16 protein-coding genes are annotated in these 14,942 nt (G+C 55.5%); 12 read left to right on the top strand and 4 right to left on the bottom strand.

What is annotated here, in order from left to right; all coding sequences use genetic code 11:
- Positions 1-280: 280 nt before the first annotated feature.
- On the bottom strand, positions 281-676 hold the full coding sequence (locus BBB56_RS02410) for a transposase (protein WP_033749162.1): 396 nt from the start codon (positions 674-676) through the stop codon (positions 281-283).
- Between the two features lie 525 nt (positions 677-1,201).
- On the opposite strand from BBB56_RS02410, the gene BBB56_RS02405 reads away from it, so the two are divergent.
- On the top strand, positions 1,202-2,458 hold the full coding sequence (locus BBB56_RS02405) for an oligosaccharide flippase family protein (protein WP_123798440.1): 1,257 nt from the start codon (positions 1,202-1,204) through the stop codon (positions 2,456-2,458).
- 8 nt (positions 2,459-2,466) lie between these two features.
- Complete coding sequence (locus tag BBB56_RS02400) at positions 2,467-3,417, top strand: ATP-grasp fold amidoligase family protein (RefSeq protein WP_123798439.1); 951 nt, start codon at positions 2,467-2,469, stop codon at positions 3,415-3,417.
- A gap of 54 nt (positions 3,418-3,471) precedes the next feature.
- Here the strand turns inward: BBB56_RS02400 and BBB56_RS02395 are convergent, their stop codons facing one another.
- Together BBB56_RS02395 and soxS are read right to left on the bottom strand one after the other, a co-directional pair.
- Complete coding sequence (locus BBB56_RS02395) at positions 3,472-3,753, bottom strand: YjcB family protein (protein WP_123798437.1); 282 nt, start codon at positions 3,751-3,753, stop codon at positions 3,472-3,474.
- 251 nt (positions 3,754-4,004) lie between these two features.
- Positions 4,005-4,430, bottom strand: a complete 426-nt coding sequence (soxS, locus tag BBB56_RS02390; protein WP_123798435.1) for a superoxide response transcriptional regulator SoxS — start codon at positions 4,428-4,430, stop codon at positions 4,005-4,007.
- Positions 4,431-4,513: 83 nt separating this feature from the next.
- Between soxS and soxR the strand changes: the two genes are divergently transcribed.
- From soxR to BBB56_RS02370, 4 genes are all read left to right on the top strand, one after another.
- Entirely contained in the window at positions 4,514-4,999 is a 486-nt protein-coding gene (gene soxR, locus BBB56_RS02385) for a redox-sensitive transcriptional activator SoxR (RefSeq protein WP_123798433.1), read from the top strand.
- 47 nt (positions 5,000-5,046) lie between these two features.
- Positions 5,047-5,721, top strand: coding sequence for a glutathione S-transferase family protein (locus BBB56_RS02380; protein WP_123798431.1), 675 nt, complete (start codon positions 5,047-5,049; stop codon positions 5,719-5,721).
- 300 nt (positions 5,722-6,021) lie between these two features.
- On the top strand, positions 6,022-7,371 hold the full coding sequence (locus tag BBB56_RS02375; protein WP_123798429.1) for an NCS2 family permease: 1,350 nt from the start codon (positions 6,022-6,024) through the stop codon (positions 7,369-7,371).
- Between the two features lie 147 nt (positions 7,372-7,518).
- A complete protein-coding gene (locus tag BBB56_RS02370; RefSeq protein WP_123798427.1) occupies positions 7,519-9,168 on the top strand; it encodes a Na+/H+ antiporter in 1,650 nt (549 codons plus the stop codon).
- A 14-nt stretch (positions 9,169-9,182) separates the two neighbouring features.
- On the opposite strand, the gene BBB56_RS02365 is transcribed toward BBB56_RS02370, so the two are convergent.
- Positions 9,183-10,085, bottom strand: a complete 903-nt coding sequence (locus tag BBB56_RS02365; RefSeq protein WP_123798425.1) for a LysR family transcriptional regulator — start codon at positions 10,083-10,085, stop codon at positions 9,183-9,185.
- A gap of 102 nt (positions 10,086-10,187) precedes the next feature.
- Between BBB56_RS02365 and BBB56_RS02360 the strand changes: the two genes are divergently transcribed.
- The 6 genes from BBB56_RS02360 to BBB56_RS02335 all read left to right on the top strand — a co-directional run bounded on the left by BBB56_RS02360 (position 10,188) and on the right by BBB56_RS02335 (position 14,939).
- Positions 10,188-10,613 (top strand): CidA/LrgA family protein, encoded by a 426-nt coding sequence (locus BBB56_RS02360; protein ID WP_123798423.1) that lies wholly within the window; start codon positions 10,188-10,190, stop codon positions 10,611-10,613.
- A complete protein-coding gene (locus BBB56_RS02355; RefSeq protein WP_123798421.1) occupies positions 10,606-11,301 on the top strand; it encodes an LrgB family protein in 696 nt (231 codons plus the stop codon). Before BBB56_RS02360 ends, BBB56_RS02355 begins: the two co-directional genes overlap by 8 nt.
- A 109-nt stretch (positions 11,302-11,410) precedes the next feature.
- Positions 11,411-11,956 (top strand): YfaZ family outer membrane protein, encoded by a 546-nt coding sequence (locus BBB56_RS02350; protein WP_123798419.1) that lies wholly within the window; start codon positions 11,411-11,413, stop codon positions 11,954-11,956.
- Positions 11,957-12,162: 206 nt separating this feature from the next.
- The gene (locus tag BBB56_RS02345; protein ID WP_123798417.1) at positions 12,163-12,915 is read left to right on the top strand and encodes a HalD/BesD family halogenase; all 753 of its coding nucleotides are present in this window, start codon (positions 12,163-12,165) and stop codon (positions 12,913-12,915) included.
- Positions 12,916-12,942: 27 nt separating this feature from the next.
- Positions 12,943-13,683, top strand: coding sequence for a class I SAM-dependent DNA methyltransferase (locus BBB56_RS02340; protein WP_123798415.1), 741 nt, complete (start codon positions 12,943-12,945; stop codon positions 13,681-13,683).
- On the top strand, positions 13,680-14,939 hold the full coding sequence (locus BBB56_RS02335) for an ATP-grasp domain-containing protein (protein ID WP_123798413.1): 1,260 nt from the start codon (positions 13,680-13,682) through the stop codon (positions 14,937-14,939). Before BBB56_RS02340 ends, BBB56_RS02335 begins: the two co-directional genes overlap by 4 nt.
- Positions 14,940-14,942: the final 3 nt, after the last annotated feature.

The raw sequence follows: 14,942 nt of genomic DNA, 5'->3' as shown, positions 1-14,942 counted from the left end.
AGCGGCGTTTTAGCGCCGGGTATTAACGTCAGTAAAGTAAAATGAGAAGCACCAATCTCATCGAAATGAGATTGGGCAAGAGAAGAAGTAGCGAGAATTGCGAGACTTTTTGCTGGTGCGTATCAATATTACCGCAAAAAATGAAAGTCGTTCCGGCCGCAAATGCATCAGGAATGATTGGAACGAAAATTAAAGCCACGAATGGTATCTTAAAGTGTCATCATCTCTTCTGGTAAGAACAATCTCAGCGCTAAGTCAATTTATGTCAGTCTTATTGGTTTTATCGGTTTTCCGAGCCTGAGGGGTAGTGATAAACGCTACGGCTAATATCCAGCAGACGGCAGCTACGGCGGGTGCCGATGTCAAAAGTGCTCTGTAGAAAGTTGACCGCCTGACGCTTTTCGTTCGTGGTAAAGAAGTTCTTTAGTACGCTTTGCAGCATCTCCTTGTCTGAGTTGAGTGTTTGCAGTTCGCGGGTAAGCGTTTGCAGTTTGTCTTCTAATTCCTTGATTCTTCTGCCTTCTTCCGATGACAGGCCGGAGAATTTCTTCTTCCAGCTATAGAAGGTCGCCTCTGATATCCCTAGCTCGTCACAAATCTCCCTGACTTTAACCCCTGATTCAGAAGCTTTAATGGCATTTGTGATTTGCTCTTCGCTATATCGTGACTTTCTCATAAATGCTCTTACCTTTCTTATCGATTAATGGATGAGATGTACTGTATTAATATCTGGCACTGTAAATAAACTATTAATGCAGTATTAAAGTGCGCGATTAGAATTGCGTGGGTTAAATTAAGATATTTAGAATAAATATCATCATGGGATAAATCTTATTTTATTCTTATCCGTTAGGCGCACCTTCCTGGGCAGGGATTTTTGTTATAGATTCTTCCCATCCCAAATACGAAAAATTTCTACGCACATTTGATATTTAGCAAAACGTGCTTGCTAAACTTGCCGGGAAATGGCTTGCGAATGGGACAGGTTTTGTTCGAGAAATCGATTCTATCTTCGCCATTCTGAGCCAAATTTAATCAGAATTATCCTGAAAATATTCACCGAATCGTGTTCTGATTCTCATTTTTCGGACCAGCCTGGTCTGAGAGCTTTAAATAACGCCAGGCCCACTGCGCGCTTGTTAATTCGTTACAGGGACGTTGTACCGAAGCGGTTGAAGTAAGTAATGCAAAGGATGAGTCAATGAAATTAAGCGTAATGTCTAATGCCGCCTGGATGATGTCTGAGAAAATCGTCTCGGTTTTTGGCGTCATATTTGTGACCTCCTACGTGGCAAAATCATTTGGGCCAACGGTGTTCGGCCAGATGGCGTTCTCTACCTCTTTATTTTCCATGGTCCAGACGGTTGCCATCTTCGGCACCGAGACCATTTTGTTTAAGCGGATCAGCAAAAGCGCGCCGAAAGGGCTGCGTCTGATGAACGTGGCGCGTACCCTGCGCATGATTTTACTGCTGCTGACCGCCGCGCCGGTGCTGGCGTGGGTGTGGTTTACCATGCCGGAGAATTTTATGGCATTTACCCTGGCGTCGTTCGTCGCCTCGGTGTTTGTCACCCAGGATACCTTCAGCGTTTACAACAACGCGCGTCTCGCTTCGCGGCTGAATACCGTGGCGAACTCGCTCGGTATGCTGCTGAGCTTCGCCATCAGCTTCACGGTTGCCTGGCTACGCCTGAACCCCGCATGGCTGACGCTCTCTATCGTGGCCGTGACGCTGGTGCCCTATATTATCAAGCGCTACAACTTCTATCGTGAAACCCAGGATATTGCTCCGCCGCAAGAGAAACGCAGCGCCTATCTGCGCTACCTGATGTACGCCGGTTTGCCGCTGGCTATCTCCAGTATTTTTATTTCAGTGCAGGTAAAAGCCGCGCAGATGTTTTTGGCTGGTATTGCCTCGGCAAGCGATCTCGGTTTGTTTGCGGCAGCCAATACCATCGCGGCTTCGTGGATTTTTATCCCCGTCGCGCTCATAACGTCCTGCTTCACTGAAATCTTCAGGGAACGTGGCGAAATGGCCATTAAGCTGGCAGCACGGCTGAATGGTTATGTCATGGCAGTTTCACTGTTGATGCTGCTCATCATTGCGCTGTTCGGCGAGAAGATCATTATCGCCCTTTACGGCTCAGAATACACACAGTCAGGAAGTCTCATTACGTTGCTGTCAATGGCGACCTGCTTTTCCGCCATGGGCACCGTAGCTTACCGCTACATGGTGAAAGAGGGTGGCTTCAACTATCTGTTGAAGAAAATCATCTGCCTGATGGTGATTAGCCTGCCGCTGTCGTGGTGGCTGATCCAGGACTACGGCATCATGGGCGCGGCGTGGAGCGTCTTTGTGTCGGAACTCCTGTCGCTTACCGTAATGAATTACTTCTTCAAAAACCGCGTCATTCAAAGAATTCAAGTTTCCTCACTCAACTACAAAACCTACAAATGAGGTCCGATATGTTTAAGTTGAAAGATGAACTCAGAAGAAGTGTGCAGTACTTCATTAAGAAGATGCCCTGGGCATACCAGGACCGCATTTACTACTTCCACAAGTTCAGAAAACTGCCCAATCTGCGTCAGCCGAAGGTATTTAACGAAAAGGTGCTGTATCGCAAGTTTGTTTATGGGGATTACCAGATCTACGGTCGCCTCTCTGACAAATATTCGGTGCGCGACTATATCGCCGAGAAGATTGGCGATGAGTACCTGATTCCGCTGGTGCATGAATCCACCGATCCGGCCTCGCTGAACAGCCTGCCGAGCTGGAAAGGCACGGTGATTAAGCCGAATCACGCCTCCAACATGGTCGAGATTCTGCTGGAAGAGCCGGATGCGCTGCGCAAGCAGCAGATCATCAATAGCTGCTACAAATGGCTGAAAACGGACTTCGCCAATGAGGCGCGCGAGATCCATTACCGCTATATCAAACCGCGCATTCTGGTGGAGAAGTACATTGGCGACGGCAAAACCGCGCCCATCGACTACAAATTCCATATGTTCAACAAGCGGGATGGCCGCTTTGAATATGTGTTGCAGGTGATTTACAACCGCTGCCAGCCGCAGCTGTCGATGAACTTTTACGTCAATAATCTGACGGAAGCCTTCCACAAAATTCGCGACACCGGTCTTGATGTGAGCAACATCGCCGAGTCGCTGCAACATGCGCTTGATCTGAGCAAGAAGCTGGCGAGCGACTTCGATTATGTGCGCGTGGACTGGTATATCCATGAAGACCATATCTACTTTGGCGAGCTGACCTTTACGCCGGGCGCGGGGCTGGTTACCGGGCTGGATCGTGGACTTAATCAGATGATGGGAGATATGTGGATTCAGGACCGCCGCGGCACGCAGAGACCGGGCGTTTCGGTGCAGGATGTCAATATTCCTGCGCTGTTGAAGAAAGTTTGAGTCACACAGCAAAATAAAAAACCCCGCGCTGCGGGGTTTTTTATTGCCTGAAGATTAGGGCAGCGGCCAGTCGGGCGGCGTCTGGCTCATCACCTGGATAAAAGTATCTTTGGTGACCAGCATAAAGTTATGCAGGTTTTCCATGCTCAGCGTGATGCCCATCAGGCCGGTCACGAACCAGCAGGTCATCGCCAGTCCAATGCCGCCGCACATAAACGCCATGACATGATGACTGCTCTGACGGAAGCGAATTTTGAGCGTGCTGGCAAAAAACATCATGATTGCGCTGAGCAGTTCCCAACGCATGACAATCAAGCTGGTGGTAATCGTCGCCATCGACTTAAGCCTCTGAATCTTAGTGATTATCCCTGACAGTTGCTGGACATCACCGGCGACGAAAAGGCATGTCAGGGAAGGACTTTCCGTCGTCAAAAAGGGGTAAATGTGTGACCTGAGTCACATTATATCACTGGATTTGAATTTATGAACAAAATTTGTACCTGGTATGGTACAAATTTTCTTATTGAAAAAGAGCGGCGGGAAATCAAGGCGTTGGCGAAGGAGGCGCCCACAGAGGGCGCTGAGCGCTAGCGCAGGGGGCAGCATTCGCCTGTAGTGCGCTGGGTAAAACTGGCTGCCGGTTCGCTACAGTCGAAGCTAACGCGGCGCGAACGCTGCATCGACTGGCGACGCATATAGTGTCGATAGGCGGTCGGCGTCTGCGAAAACTGGCGGCGGAACACGCGTGAAAAGGTCTGCTGCGAGTCATAGCCATACTGCATCGCAATATCAAAAACCGGACGCTGCGTCTGGCGCAGCGCTTCCGCCGCCAGCGTCAGGCGACGCTCACGAATATAGCCACCCAGCGTTTGTTTCGTCACGGTACGGAACATACGCTGAAGGTGCCATTTTGAATAGCCTGATTTGGCCGCGACTTCATCAATCGACAGCGTCTTGTCCAGGTTCTGATCGATCCAGTGCGTCAGGGAGTGAATGATCTCTTCTTGCATCATATTCTCGTCCTTTAGTCCTGAGGGATTCGTTATTTGACGCAGGCGAGTATAATTCCTCAAGTTAACTTGAGGTAAAGAGTGAAATGAAAAAAGATCGCAACTACCCGAAACCGGTATTAACGCCGGGCGAAGTCGCGCAGCGCAGCGGCGTCGCGGTCTCCGCGCTGCACTTTTATGAGAGCAAAGGCCTGATTTCCAGCACGCGCAACGGCGGCAATCAGCGACGCTACAGCCGCGATGTGCTGCGCCGCGTCGCCATTATCAAGATTGCTCAGCGCATTGGCATTCCGCTTGCGACGGTAGGAGACAGCCTGATGCATATTCCCGCCAATAAGCGCATGTCGACTCAGGAGTGGGACGCGCTGACGCAGCACTGGCGCGACGAACTCGATAAACGCATCGAAACGCTGACGCGTCTGCGCAACGATCTTGACGGCTGCATCGGCTGCGGCTGTTTGTCGATGCGCGACTGCCCGCTGCGCAATCCCGGCGACCGGCTGGCGCAGCAGGGCTCCGGCGCGGTGCTGCTCGATCCCGAACAGGACGATAAAGGCGAGCCGCCGCGCTAAAGAGAGGGGACGCTATACTTGGCTGAAGACCATAACAGGGATTCACCATGATCACCGTTCACCATCTTGAACAATCGCGTTCACAGCGCGTCCTCTGGCTGCTGGAAGAGCTGGAGGTGCCTTATCAAATCAAACGCTACCAGCGTGAAGCCTCTATGCTGGCGCCGGAAGCACTTAAGAAAGTGCATCCGCTGGGCAAATCGCCCGTCATTACCGATGAGAATCAGGTGATAGCTGAATCGGGCGCCATCCTCTCTTATCTGGAAGGCAAATACGACAGCGAGCAGCGGCTTAAACCGGCGGACGAGCAGGCGCGCCTGCAAACCAGTTACTGGCTGCACTATGCGGAAGGGTCGCTGATGCCGCTGCTGCTGATGAAGCTGGTATTTGGCCGCCTGGGCAAAGCGCCGGTTCCCTGGCTGTTACGCCCCGCGGGCGCCGCCCTGGGCAAAGGCATTCAGAAGGCCTGGCTGGACAAGCAGCTGGTGCCGCATCGTCAGATGATCGAGCAGCATCTGGCCGCGCAGCCGTGGTTTGCGGGCAGGCGCTTCGGCATCGCCGATATTCAGATGAGTTTTCCGCTGCTGGCGATGCAGTCGCGCGGCGGCCTGGATGATATGCCCGCTACCGCCGCCTGGCTCGGCACCATCCAGCAGCGCGCCGCCTGGCAGCGCGCGATTGAAAAGGGCGGCGACGTACTGCCCGGCAGCGAAAAGACGTAAAAACCCCGCCACATCAGGCAGTAACGTAGCGGCGGCGCTGAATAGCCGCCCTGGATGCTTTGAAACACTCCCTAAAGGGTTCCGCTTTATGCTGAATTAAGGCGAGGAAGCGGTTGAAAATCGGCGGCCAAACGCCGGATAATCCCCTGCCTTTTACCTGTCGGCATAGCAGACAGTTATCCGCTGCGAAGTAAACGTTTGCCTGCCGCCTGACGCGCCACCGCGTCGGGTCGTTTACCAGGGAGTTGGCAGGCAGCGACGCAGGGCGTTTTACACTACAAAAATTCTTGAGGCTCAACTATGTCATACGAATCACGCTCGTCCGCTGGCAAGCTGGACGCATGGTTCTCTGTTTCTGCACGCGGCAGCAGCGTCCGGCAGGAAATTCTGGCCGGACTGACCACCTTCCTGGCGATGGTCTACTCGGTAATCGTGGTGCCCGGCATGCTGGGCAAAGCCGGTTTTTCGCCAACGGCGGTGTTTGTCGCTACCTGTCTGGTCGCCAGCTTTGGTTCGATCGTCATGGGGCTGTGGGCTAATCTGCCGATGGCGATTGGCTGTGCGATTTCACTGACCGCCTTCACGGCCTTTAGTCTGGTGCTGGGCCAGCACATCAGCGTGCCGGTCGCGCTGGGCGCGGTGTTTCTTATGGGGCTGCTGTTTACCCTGATCTCCGTTACGGGCATTCGCGCCTGGATTTTACGCAATCTGCCAATGGGCGTGGCGCACGGCACCGGCGTCGGCATTGGCCTGTTTCTGCTGCTGATCGCGGCTAACGGTATCGGGCTGGTGGTGAAAAATCCGGCTCCCGGCATGCCGGTCGCGCTGGGCCAGTTCGCCTCTTTCCCGGTAATCATGTCGCTGCTGGGTCTGGCGGCTATTTTTGGCCTGGAGAAACGCCGCGTGCCGGGCGGGATTCTGCTGACCATTATTGCTATCTCCGTGCTGGGGCTGATTTTCGACCCGGCGGTGAAGTATCAGGGATTATTTGCCTGGCCCAGCCTGCGCGACAGCCAGGGACAGTCGCTGCTGTTCAGCCTGGATATTATGGGGGCGCTTCAGCCCGTGGTGCTGCCGAGCGTGCTGGCGCTGGTGATGACGGCGGTGTTTGACGCCACCGGCACCATTCGCGCAGTGGCAGGGCAGGCGAACCTGCTGGATGAGAAAGGGCAGATTATTAATGGCGGACGGGCTTTGACCACCGACTCCATCAGCAGCCTGTTTGCCGGTCTGGTGGGCGCATCGCCTGCCGCCGTCTATATCGAGTCCGCAGCCGGCACCGCAGCCGGCGGTAAAACCGGCCTGACGGCGATTGTGGTGGGCCTGCTGTTCCTGCTGATTCTGTTTATGTCGCCGCTGGCCTATCTGGTGCCCGCCTATGCGACCGCGCCTGCGCTGATGTATGTCGGCCTGCTGATGCTCAGCAACGTGGCAAAAATCGACTTCGGCGATTTCGTCGACGCCATGTCTGGCCTGGTGACGGCGGTGTTTATCGTTCTGACCTGCAATATCGTTACCGGCATCATGCTCGGTTTCGCCACGCTGGTCGTTGGCCGCCTGTTCGCAGGCGAATGGCGTAAGCTAAACCTCGGCACCGTGATTATCGCTGTGGCGCTGGTGATTTTTTACGCTGGCGGTTGGGCGATTTAACTGCCAGGGCGGGCGAGGCTGGCCTCGCCCGCTACATTCTCCTGATTTTTGCCGCGCCGCACGCGTGACTTGCCATTCTCTGCGCACTTTGCTTTACACTTTAGCGCTCACCACATTTTTTGACTTTACGATTCGCCTAAGGAAAGCATGGAAATCTTTTTTACCATTCTGATTATGACGCTGGTGGTATCGCTGTCCGGGGTTGCCGCGCGCATTCTCCCGTTCCAGATCCCGCTGCCGCTGGTGCAGATCTTTGCCGGGGCGCTGCTTGCCTGGCCGACCTTCGGTTTGCACGTTGACTTCGACCCGGAACTGTTTCTGGTGCTGTTTATTCCGCCGCTGCTGTTTGCGGACGGCTGGAAAACGCCCATCAGCGAGTTTCTGCACCACGGTCGGGAAATTATCGGCCTGGCGCTGGTGCTGGTGCTGATCACCGTGGTCGGTATTGGCTACCTGATCTACTGGACAGTGCCCGGCATCCCGCTTATTCCCGCCTTTGCGCTGGCCGCCGTGCTGTCGCCGACGGACGCCGTCGCGCTCTCCGGCATTGTCGGCGAAGGGCGCATTCCGAAGAAAATCATGTCCATCGTGCAGGGCGAAGCCCTGATGAACGATGCGTCCGGCCTGGTCTCGCTGAAGTTCGCTGTGGCGGTCGCGATGGGCACTATGGTGTTCACCTGGGGCGGCGCCAGCATTGAGTTTCTTAAAGTGGCGGTCGGCGGCCTGGTGGCCGGCGTGGCGGTGTGCTGGCTGTACGGTAAATCGCTGCGCCTGCTGAGCCGCTGGAGCGGCGACGATCCGGCCACGCAAACCGTGCTGCTGCTGCTGCTGCCGTTCGCCTCTTACCTGATCGCCGAACATCTGGGCGTCTCCGGCATCCTGGCGGCGGTGGCGGCGGGCATGACCATTACCCGCTCCGGCATTATCCGTCAGGCGCCGCTGGCGATGCGCCTGCGCGCCAACAGCGTCTGGCAGATGCTGGAATTTGTCTTTAACGGCATGGTGTTCCTGATGCTCGGCCTGCAACTGCCGGACATCATCAATAACTCGATTGATGCCGCGAATGCCGATCCCAACGTCGAACTCTGGATGCTGTTTACCGACATCATTCTGGTTTACGCCGCGTTGATGGTGGTGCGCTTCGGCTGGCTGTGGATCATGCAGCGTCTCAGCAAGCGCGTGCTGAAGAAAAAGCCGATGGAGTTTGCCAACTATTCGCTGCGTGAGCTGCTGATCGCTACCTTCGCCGGCGTGCGCGGCGCCATTACCCTGGCGGGCGTGCTCTCTATTCCGCTGTTTCTTACCACGGGCGAGCCGTTCCCGGCGCGCTATGAGCTGGTGTTTATCGCCACCGGCGTGATCCTGTTTTCGCTGCTGGTTGGCGTGGTGATTTTGCCGCTGCTGCTGCGCGGCGTAGACGGCATCGATAAGGCCGGACATCGTCGCGAGCTGCAAAATGCCCGCGCGGTGATGGCCAGCGTGGCGATTGAAAGCCTGCATAAAATGGAAGAGCGGCTGGAAAACGACACCGAGGAGAATATCGATCCTGAGCTGTTGAAAGAGGTGAGCCTGCGCGTGATCGGTAATCTGCGCCGCCGCGCCGACGGCAAGAGCGACCTGGAGCAGGCGCTGTTCGCCGAGAACCTTGAACGCCGCTTCCGCCTGACCGCGCTGCGCGCCGAACGCGCCGAGGTGTATCATCTGCGCGCGACGCAGCAGATTTCGGATGAAAGCATGCAGCGGCTGCTGCGCGATCTCGACCTGCTGGAGGCCCTGCTGATCGAGAAAGAAGAGTAACCCCAGCGCCGCGCCTAAACCTTCAGGCGCGGCGCTCTGTCCGGCCAGTGCTCGCGGCAGCAGTCAATCCACGCCTGCGCGCTGCGCGACAGATAATTTCCTTCGCGCCAGATTAGCCCCAGACTCCATTTCAGCTCTGACTCCAGCGGCAGCCACAGCAGCGACTGCTTATCCAGCCGCTGACAGATCGGCTCCGGCAGGATCGCCAGCCCCATCTCCGCCTGAACCATTGCCGCGAGAAAATCCCACTGTCCGCTGCGCACCGCGATATTGGGCGTGACGCCCAGACGCTGAAACGCCTTCATCAGCTGGCGATTGAGCGAAAACTCCTCGTTGAAAATCAGCAGCGGATGCGCCGCCAGCTCTGACAGCGCGACCCGGCTGCGGCTAAGCCAGTCGGCCTGACGCGGCACCAGCACGCAGAGCGGATGGTGCATCAGCGGCAGGGTGTTGAGCGGCAGATCGGGATCGATCGGCAGCGCGGTCAGGGCAATGTCCAGACTGCCCGTCAGTACCGCCTGCTGCACCGTCAGGCCGCCGAACTCAGCGATCTTTAGCTCGACGCCAGGATAGCGGCGGCGGAAGGCTGAAATCGATCCCGCAATCTGCATACCCACCATAGGCGGAATGCCGAGGCGCAGCTCCCCGGTTTTCAGCTGATTAATATCGCCAATCTCTACCTCCAGCTGATGGAACTCCTGCAAAATTGCCAGCCCGCGCTGGTAGACCGCCTGCCCGCTGTCGGTCAGATGCAGCTTGCGGCCATCGCGCAGCAGCAGCGTGCAGCCCAACTCCTCTTCCAGCTGACGCAGCATTTTGCTGATAGTCGGTTGGGTGACATAGAGCTTCTGCGCGGCGCGGGTAAAACTCTGCTGACGCACAACTTCTGTGAAGTAGCGCAATGCGCGGACGTCCATAACTATTCCTTTTATGCATGATTAAAATAATTTTAATTCATTTTTTTCACCTTCTGCGGCGGATTTATACTAACCGCCGGACAATATAGGGGGAGAGAAAAAATGGCGTTAGCGCTCAGCCCGCAGAGAACGGGCAGGCTGCAACGACTCTGGTTGCCGCTACAGCTGCTGTTGTACGTCGGGATGTTTATCGCCTGCGATCATCTGGTGAGCTGGCTGCATTTGCCGCTGCCGGCCAATATCGTCGGCATGCTGCTGATGCTGACGCTGATCGTAACGCGCGTGCTGCCGCTGCGCTGGGTCAAAGCGGGGTCGCGCTGGCTGCTGGCCGAGATGCTGCTGTTCTTTATTCCGGCGGTAGTGGCGGTGGTCAACTACGGCGATCTGCTGCGCGTAGACGGCTGGCGCATCTGCGTGGTGATCGCGCTGAGCACCATGCTGGTGCTGGCTTCTACCGCGCTGGTGGTCGATCGCCTGTATAAATACGAAGTGTCGCGCGCAGCGCGTAAGCAGCAGCGCGATGCGTGATTTTATCCTGAGTCTGCTCTGTCTGGCGGTGACGCTGCTGATCTACTTTCTTAATAAACGCCTCTATCGCCGCTGGCGCATCCTGCTGCTGATGCCGCTGGTGGCGACGCCGCTGCTGCTGGTGGGGCTGCTGCTGGTGACGCACGTCTCCTGGCAGGACTATATCGCCGAAAGCCACTGGCTGCTGTGGCTGCTCGGCCCGGCGACGCTGGCGTTTGCCGTGCCGGTGTATGAGAACATGGCGATAATCCGTCGGCACTGGCTGTCGCTCAGCGCGGGCGTGCTGACCGCGACGCTGGTCGCGGTGTGCAGCTCTGTGTGGCTGGCGCGGCTGCTGACGCTGCCGGAATCTATCCAGCGCAGCCTGGCGGTACGCTCTGTGACGACGCCTTTCGCGCTGGCGGCGGCGAAGCCCATGGGCGGCCAGCCGGATCTGGTGGCGCTGTTTGTGGTGATCACCGGCGTGTTCGGGATGGCGATTGGCGACGTACTGTTCCTGCGCATCGCTATTCAGCAGGGCGTGGCGAAAGGCGCGGGATTCGGCGCGGCCTCGCACGGCGCAGGCACGGCGCGCGCCTATCAGCTGGGCGAGCAGGAGGGCGTGGTGTCCAGCCTGGTGATGATGCTTTCTGGCGTGGTGACGGTGGTGCTGGCTCCGCTTATCGGCCACCTGATGTGGACGGCGTGAAATCGGCCCGACATGTCTGTTTACGTAAAGGTTGCCAAATAGAGTTGTCAGGGGATTTCAGGCTGTTAACCTTTGCGCCGAAATAATTGTCCTTTCATGGAGTGGAATCATGTTTAAGCAACTTGTTACCGGAAGCGCGCTGGGTCTGGTGCTGCTGAGCGGCGCGGCACAGGCTATTGAAGGCAGCGTGGACGTGGGCGAGCACAACACCAATCTGAATCTTGGCCTCGGCACCACCTCGCCAGGTCTGTTCCTTAAAGGCAACTGGCTGCGCAGCGACCATGACGGCAGCACCTATGGCCTTGGCCTGGGTTATAACGTCGATATCGGCGGCCTGCGTCTGGCTCCGACCGCCAAGACCATTTTCACCCATCCGGAAGATGGTAAAGATGGCTTTGCCGTGGCGCTGGGCGGCGGTGCGCAGTACAGCTTCAACAGCATGTGGGGACTGTATGGCGAATACTACTATGCGCCGGAAGGTCTGACTGACCATCTGGACAGTTATCAGGAAGCGGCAGGCGGCCTGAGCTTTACGCCGATCTCTCTGCTGAACCTGCGCGTGGGTTATCAGTACATTGAGCTGAACAACAAGGGCGGCCGCAAAGACAACGTGCTGGTCGACGGCCCGTACGTCGGCGCCTCGCTGCGCTTCTAAACCGCTGCTGCTCGCCTGAGCAGCCTGCGTTTTATCCTAAAGCCTGCCATCTCTCCGGATGGCAGGCTTTTTGTTTTCATGGACTTACTCCTGCCTCTTACTAATTGCTCAAAAAGTGAGCGCAACCTGAAATCACATACAAGACCCGCTAACGTAAAAAAGGAAAATGGGGACGGCAAACACATTTTTACTATGGACAGGAAAATATGAACGGCATTGAACAGCAAATTGAAAAGCACATTAATAGCTTCCCCGTCTCACTGATTAACTATTTAAAAAGCGATTATCAAAGTGATCTGATGGTCGTCATTGATGACCTGCTGCCGCAAAATATTAAACTTGAAATGGAAAATGAGGCACGGACATTGCTGAAAGAGGAGTCGCTGCGCAGAGAGGTGATTATTGCCGAAAGCGGAAATACGCCGCGCGCCTATGACAGCGTCGGCAGGAATATTATCCGTGAAAAAGGCAAGTATATTCCGGCCTTTTTCGACAGCCCGGCTATTCTGAATTTTTTTATGCAGGTAACTGGCGAAAAACTCTATCGGGTTCCCTATGAGCCGGAGGAGTTTATTATTAATTCGCAAAACAAAAGCGGCGATACGCATGGATGGCACTGGGACGACTACTCCTATGCGCTGGTCTGGGTGATTGATGAGCCGGACGTCTTATCCGGCGGCCGCGTCGAGTTCATCCCGCGTATTCCGTGGCGAAAAACCGACACGCGCGACTGGATAAAAAACGTTTTAAAAGAGAACACGGTATTTAGCCGCCATGTTTCGCAAGGGCAGTGTTATTTGTTACGGGCAAGGGATGCGCTGCACCGTATTTCTCCGCTGACGTCGGAATCGCGACGCACGGTTATTGTTTTCACCTATGCGAACGATCTTGATCTCAATGATGAAAATCTTACGCATGACTCAATGGAAGCGATTTATCCGCAAGACACTTCAGCCTGAAACCCAGCGCAATTAATGGAGAGAAACATGCTTAACAGAAAAAACGCAGGCGGAATGAACGATGAACAGGGGTTCCCGGTTTTCTTCACCGAAATCTCTGACGCGCTGGGACGATACGAGAATTATCAGCGCGCAGCCCAGGCGATTGCGACTCATTTTCCGCCGGTAGAGTATCCCGCGCTGCTGGATATTGGCTGTGGCGTTGGAAAGATGAGTATGGCGCTGTTTAAACAGGGCTATCGGGTAACCGGGCTGGATCTGTCCGCCGAGCAGCTCAATATCGCCCAGGCTATTTCTCCCGGCCCGCACTATACCGAGCGCGATATGGCCAATCCCCCCTCTGGCCTGTTCGATATTCTGGTCAACGTCTATACCAGCTTTGGCTACTGCAATAGCGAACAAGAGGATCTCTCGCTGCTGCCGGTCTGGTTTCAGGCGCTACGTCCGGGCGGCGTGTTGATTATGGAACTGGCGGATATGGACAGGGCGCGCAACCGCATTGATGTTCAGGGGAAACTGACGCGCATCAATAATGGCGTAACCGAGCGGCTCTCTATGGACTGGGAGAAGCGACTGCTGAAAGTGGAGTACAGCAAGGAAGGGCGCTCCTGGTCCTGCCTGACGCGGCTGTATGAGAAAGAAACGCTGCAAGCGGCGCTGCTGAACGCAGGTTTTCACGAGGTGGGCATCTACGGCGATTTTGACCTGAGACCGAAAGGCGCTGATGACAATGTCGTCTTTGTGGCACGGAAAGGAAACGCATCATGAAAAAGGTCATCTGCATCGTTGATGCCTATTCAACCGGGGCCGCGCTGGTGCCCTTTTTCAAACAGGCAGGCTGGTTTTGTATTCACGTACAGTCCTGTCCGGAAATACCCGATGAATACCTGCCGACCTTTGTGCCGGAAAGCTTTGACCTGCTTCTTGCGCCGGTCTCCGGTCACCTCGACGGGTTTAACGCCATTCTGGGCCAGCTGGAGGCTGCCCGGCCGCACTACATTATCCCCGGCACGGAGACCGGCGTGGAGCTTGCGGATTATCTCTCATCGCGGCTCGGCACGCCTGGCAACAGCTGGAAAACCAGCCGCTTGCGCAGAGATAAATTCGCCATGCAGGACGCGCTGCGTCAGGGCGGTCTGGCGTCTATTCCGCAGTGCATCACGTCGCAGCTGGATGAGGCCCTGAGCTGGGCTGAAGCGCGGCAACAGTGGCCGGTGGTGGTCAAGCCCGTTGACAGCGCGGGCGCGGACAGCGTCAGGTTTTGCAGCGGCCGGGATGAGCTGGCGCAGGCGTTTGATCAGATTTTGGGTAAAAGAAATAAACTTGGCCTGATTAATACCCATGTGTTGCTTCAGGAGCGGCTGCATGGCCAGCAGTTTATTGTTAACGCGGTCAGCATGAACGGCGAGCATTTAATTACCGAGATCTGGTCCGACGATAAACTTCTGGTTTCAGAGGCGTCGTTAATCTGTGAAAAAGAGATTCTGCTGCCCTATCAGGGCGAAATACAACAGCGTCTGATTGCCTATATGAAACAGGCGCTGACCCTGCTGGGCGTTAATGAAGGGCCGTCGCACAGCGAAATTATGTGGACGGAAGCGGGACCGGTGCTGATTGAAACGGCGGCCAGAATGCAGGGCACTATTATGCATGACGCGGTGATTACCGCGCTGGGCTACAGCCATGTCACCTTAACCGCCGAGCGCTATCTGACGCCAGAGAAATTCGCGCAGAGGCTCTCTCAGGAATATGTGCGAAAAGCGCATCTGTTCTGCGTCACCCTGGCGTCGAAATTCGAGGGCGTGGTGGTGAAAAACCGCTGTGAAGAGTTAATTCATCATCTTCCCTCTTATTTCGGCATGATGCATACGCCAGAGGCGGGGGAGAGAATTTACCGCACCCGAGATCTGTTTACTAATCCAGGCATTATCTATCTTTGCCACAACAGCGAAGAGCAGATTATCAGCGATTATAAAATGATTCGTCAGCTGGAAAATGACGGTTTACTGTTTGAGCTAGCCTGAGAT

The sequence above is a fragment of the Candidatus Pantoea deserta genome, from assembly GCF_003813865.1.
Classification (GTDB): domain Bacteria; phylum Pseudomonadota; class Gammaproteobacteria; order Enterobacterales; family Enterobacteriaceae; genus Pantoea; species Pantoea deserta.
This window is presented reverse-complemented; position numbering and strand designations above follow the sequence as displayed.

What these genes read in the sequence shown, in the direction of transcription:
- BBB56_RS02410 (WP_033749162.1), bottom strand. Translation starts at nt 676, where the DNA reads ATGAGAAAGTCACGATATAGCGAAGAGCAAATCACAAATGCCATTAAA.
- BBB56_RS02405 (WP_123798440.1), top strand. Translation starts at nt 1,202, where the DNA reads ATGAAATTAAGCGTAATGTCTAATGCCGCCTGGATGATGTCTGAGAAA.
- BBB56_RS02400 (WP_123798439.1), top strand. Translation starts at nt 2,467, where the DNA reads ATGTTTAAGTTGAAAGATGAACTCAGAAGAAGTGTGCAGTACTTCATT.
- BBB56_RS02395 (WP_123798437.1), bottom strand. Translation starts at nt 3,753, where the DNA reads ATGGCGACGATTACCACCAGCTTGATTGTCATGCGTTGGGAACTGCTC.
- soxS (WP_123798435.1), bottom strand. Translation starts at nt 4,430, where the DNA reads ATGATGCAAGAAGAGATCATTCACTCCCTGACGCACTGGATCGATCAG.
- soxR (WP_123798433.1), top strand. Translation starts at nt 4,514, where the DNA reads ATGAAAAAAGATCGCAACTACCCGAAACCGGTATTAACGCCGGGCGAA.
- BBB56_RS02380 (WP_123798431.1), top strand. Translation starts at nt 5,047, where the DNA reads ATGATCACCGTTCACCATCTTGAACAATCGCGTTCACAGCGCGTCCTC.
- BBB56_RS02375 (WP_123798429.1), top strand. Translation starts at nt 6,022, where the DNA reads ATGTCATACGAATCACGCTCGTCCGCTGGCAAGCTGGACGCATGGTTC.
- BBB56_RS02370 (WP_123798427.1), top strand. Translation starts at nt 7,519, where the DNA reads ATGGAAATCTTTTTTACCATTCTGATTATGACGCTGGTGGTATCGCTG.
- BBB56_RS02365 (WP_123798425.1), bottom strand. Translation starts at nt 10,085, where the DNA reads ATGGACGTCCGCGCATTGCGCTACTTCACAGAAGTTGTGCGTCAGCAG.
- BBB56_RS02360 (WP_123798423.1), top strand. Translation starts at nt 10,188, where the DNA reads ATGGCGTTAGCGCTCAGCCCGCAGAGAACGGGCAGGCTGCAACGACTC.
- BBB56_RS02355 (WP_123798421.1), top strand. Translation starts at nt 10,606, where the DNA reads ATGCGTGATTTTATCCTGAGTCTGCTCTGTCTGGCGGTGACGCTGCTG.
- BBB56_RS02350 (WP_123798419.1), top strand. Translation starts at nt 11,411, where the DNA reads ATGTTTAAGCAACTTGTTACCGGAAGCGCGCTGGGTCTGGTGCTGCTG.
- BBB56_RS02345 (WP_123798417.1), top strand. Translation starts at nt 12,163, where the DNA reads ATGAACGGCATTGAACAGCAAATTGAAAAGCACATTAATAGCTTCCCC.
- BBB56_RS02340 (WP_123798415.1), top strand. Translation starts at nt 12,943, where the DNA reads ATGCTTAACAGAAAAAACGCAGGCGGAATGAACGATGAACAGGGGTTC.
- BBB56_RS02335 (WP_123798413.1), top strand. Translation starts at nt 13,680, where the DNA reads ATGAAAAAGGTCATCTGCATCGTTGATGCCTATTCAACCGGGGCCGCG.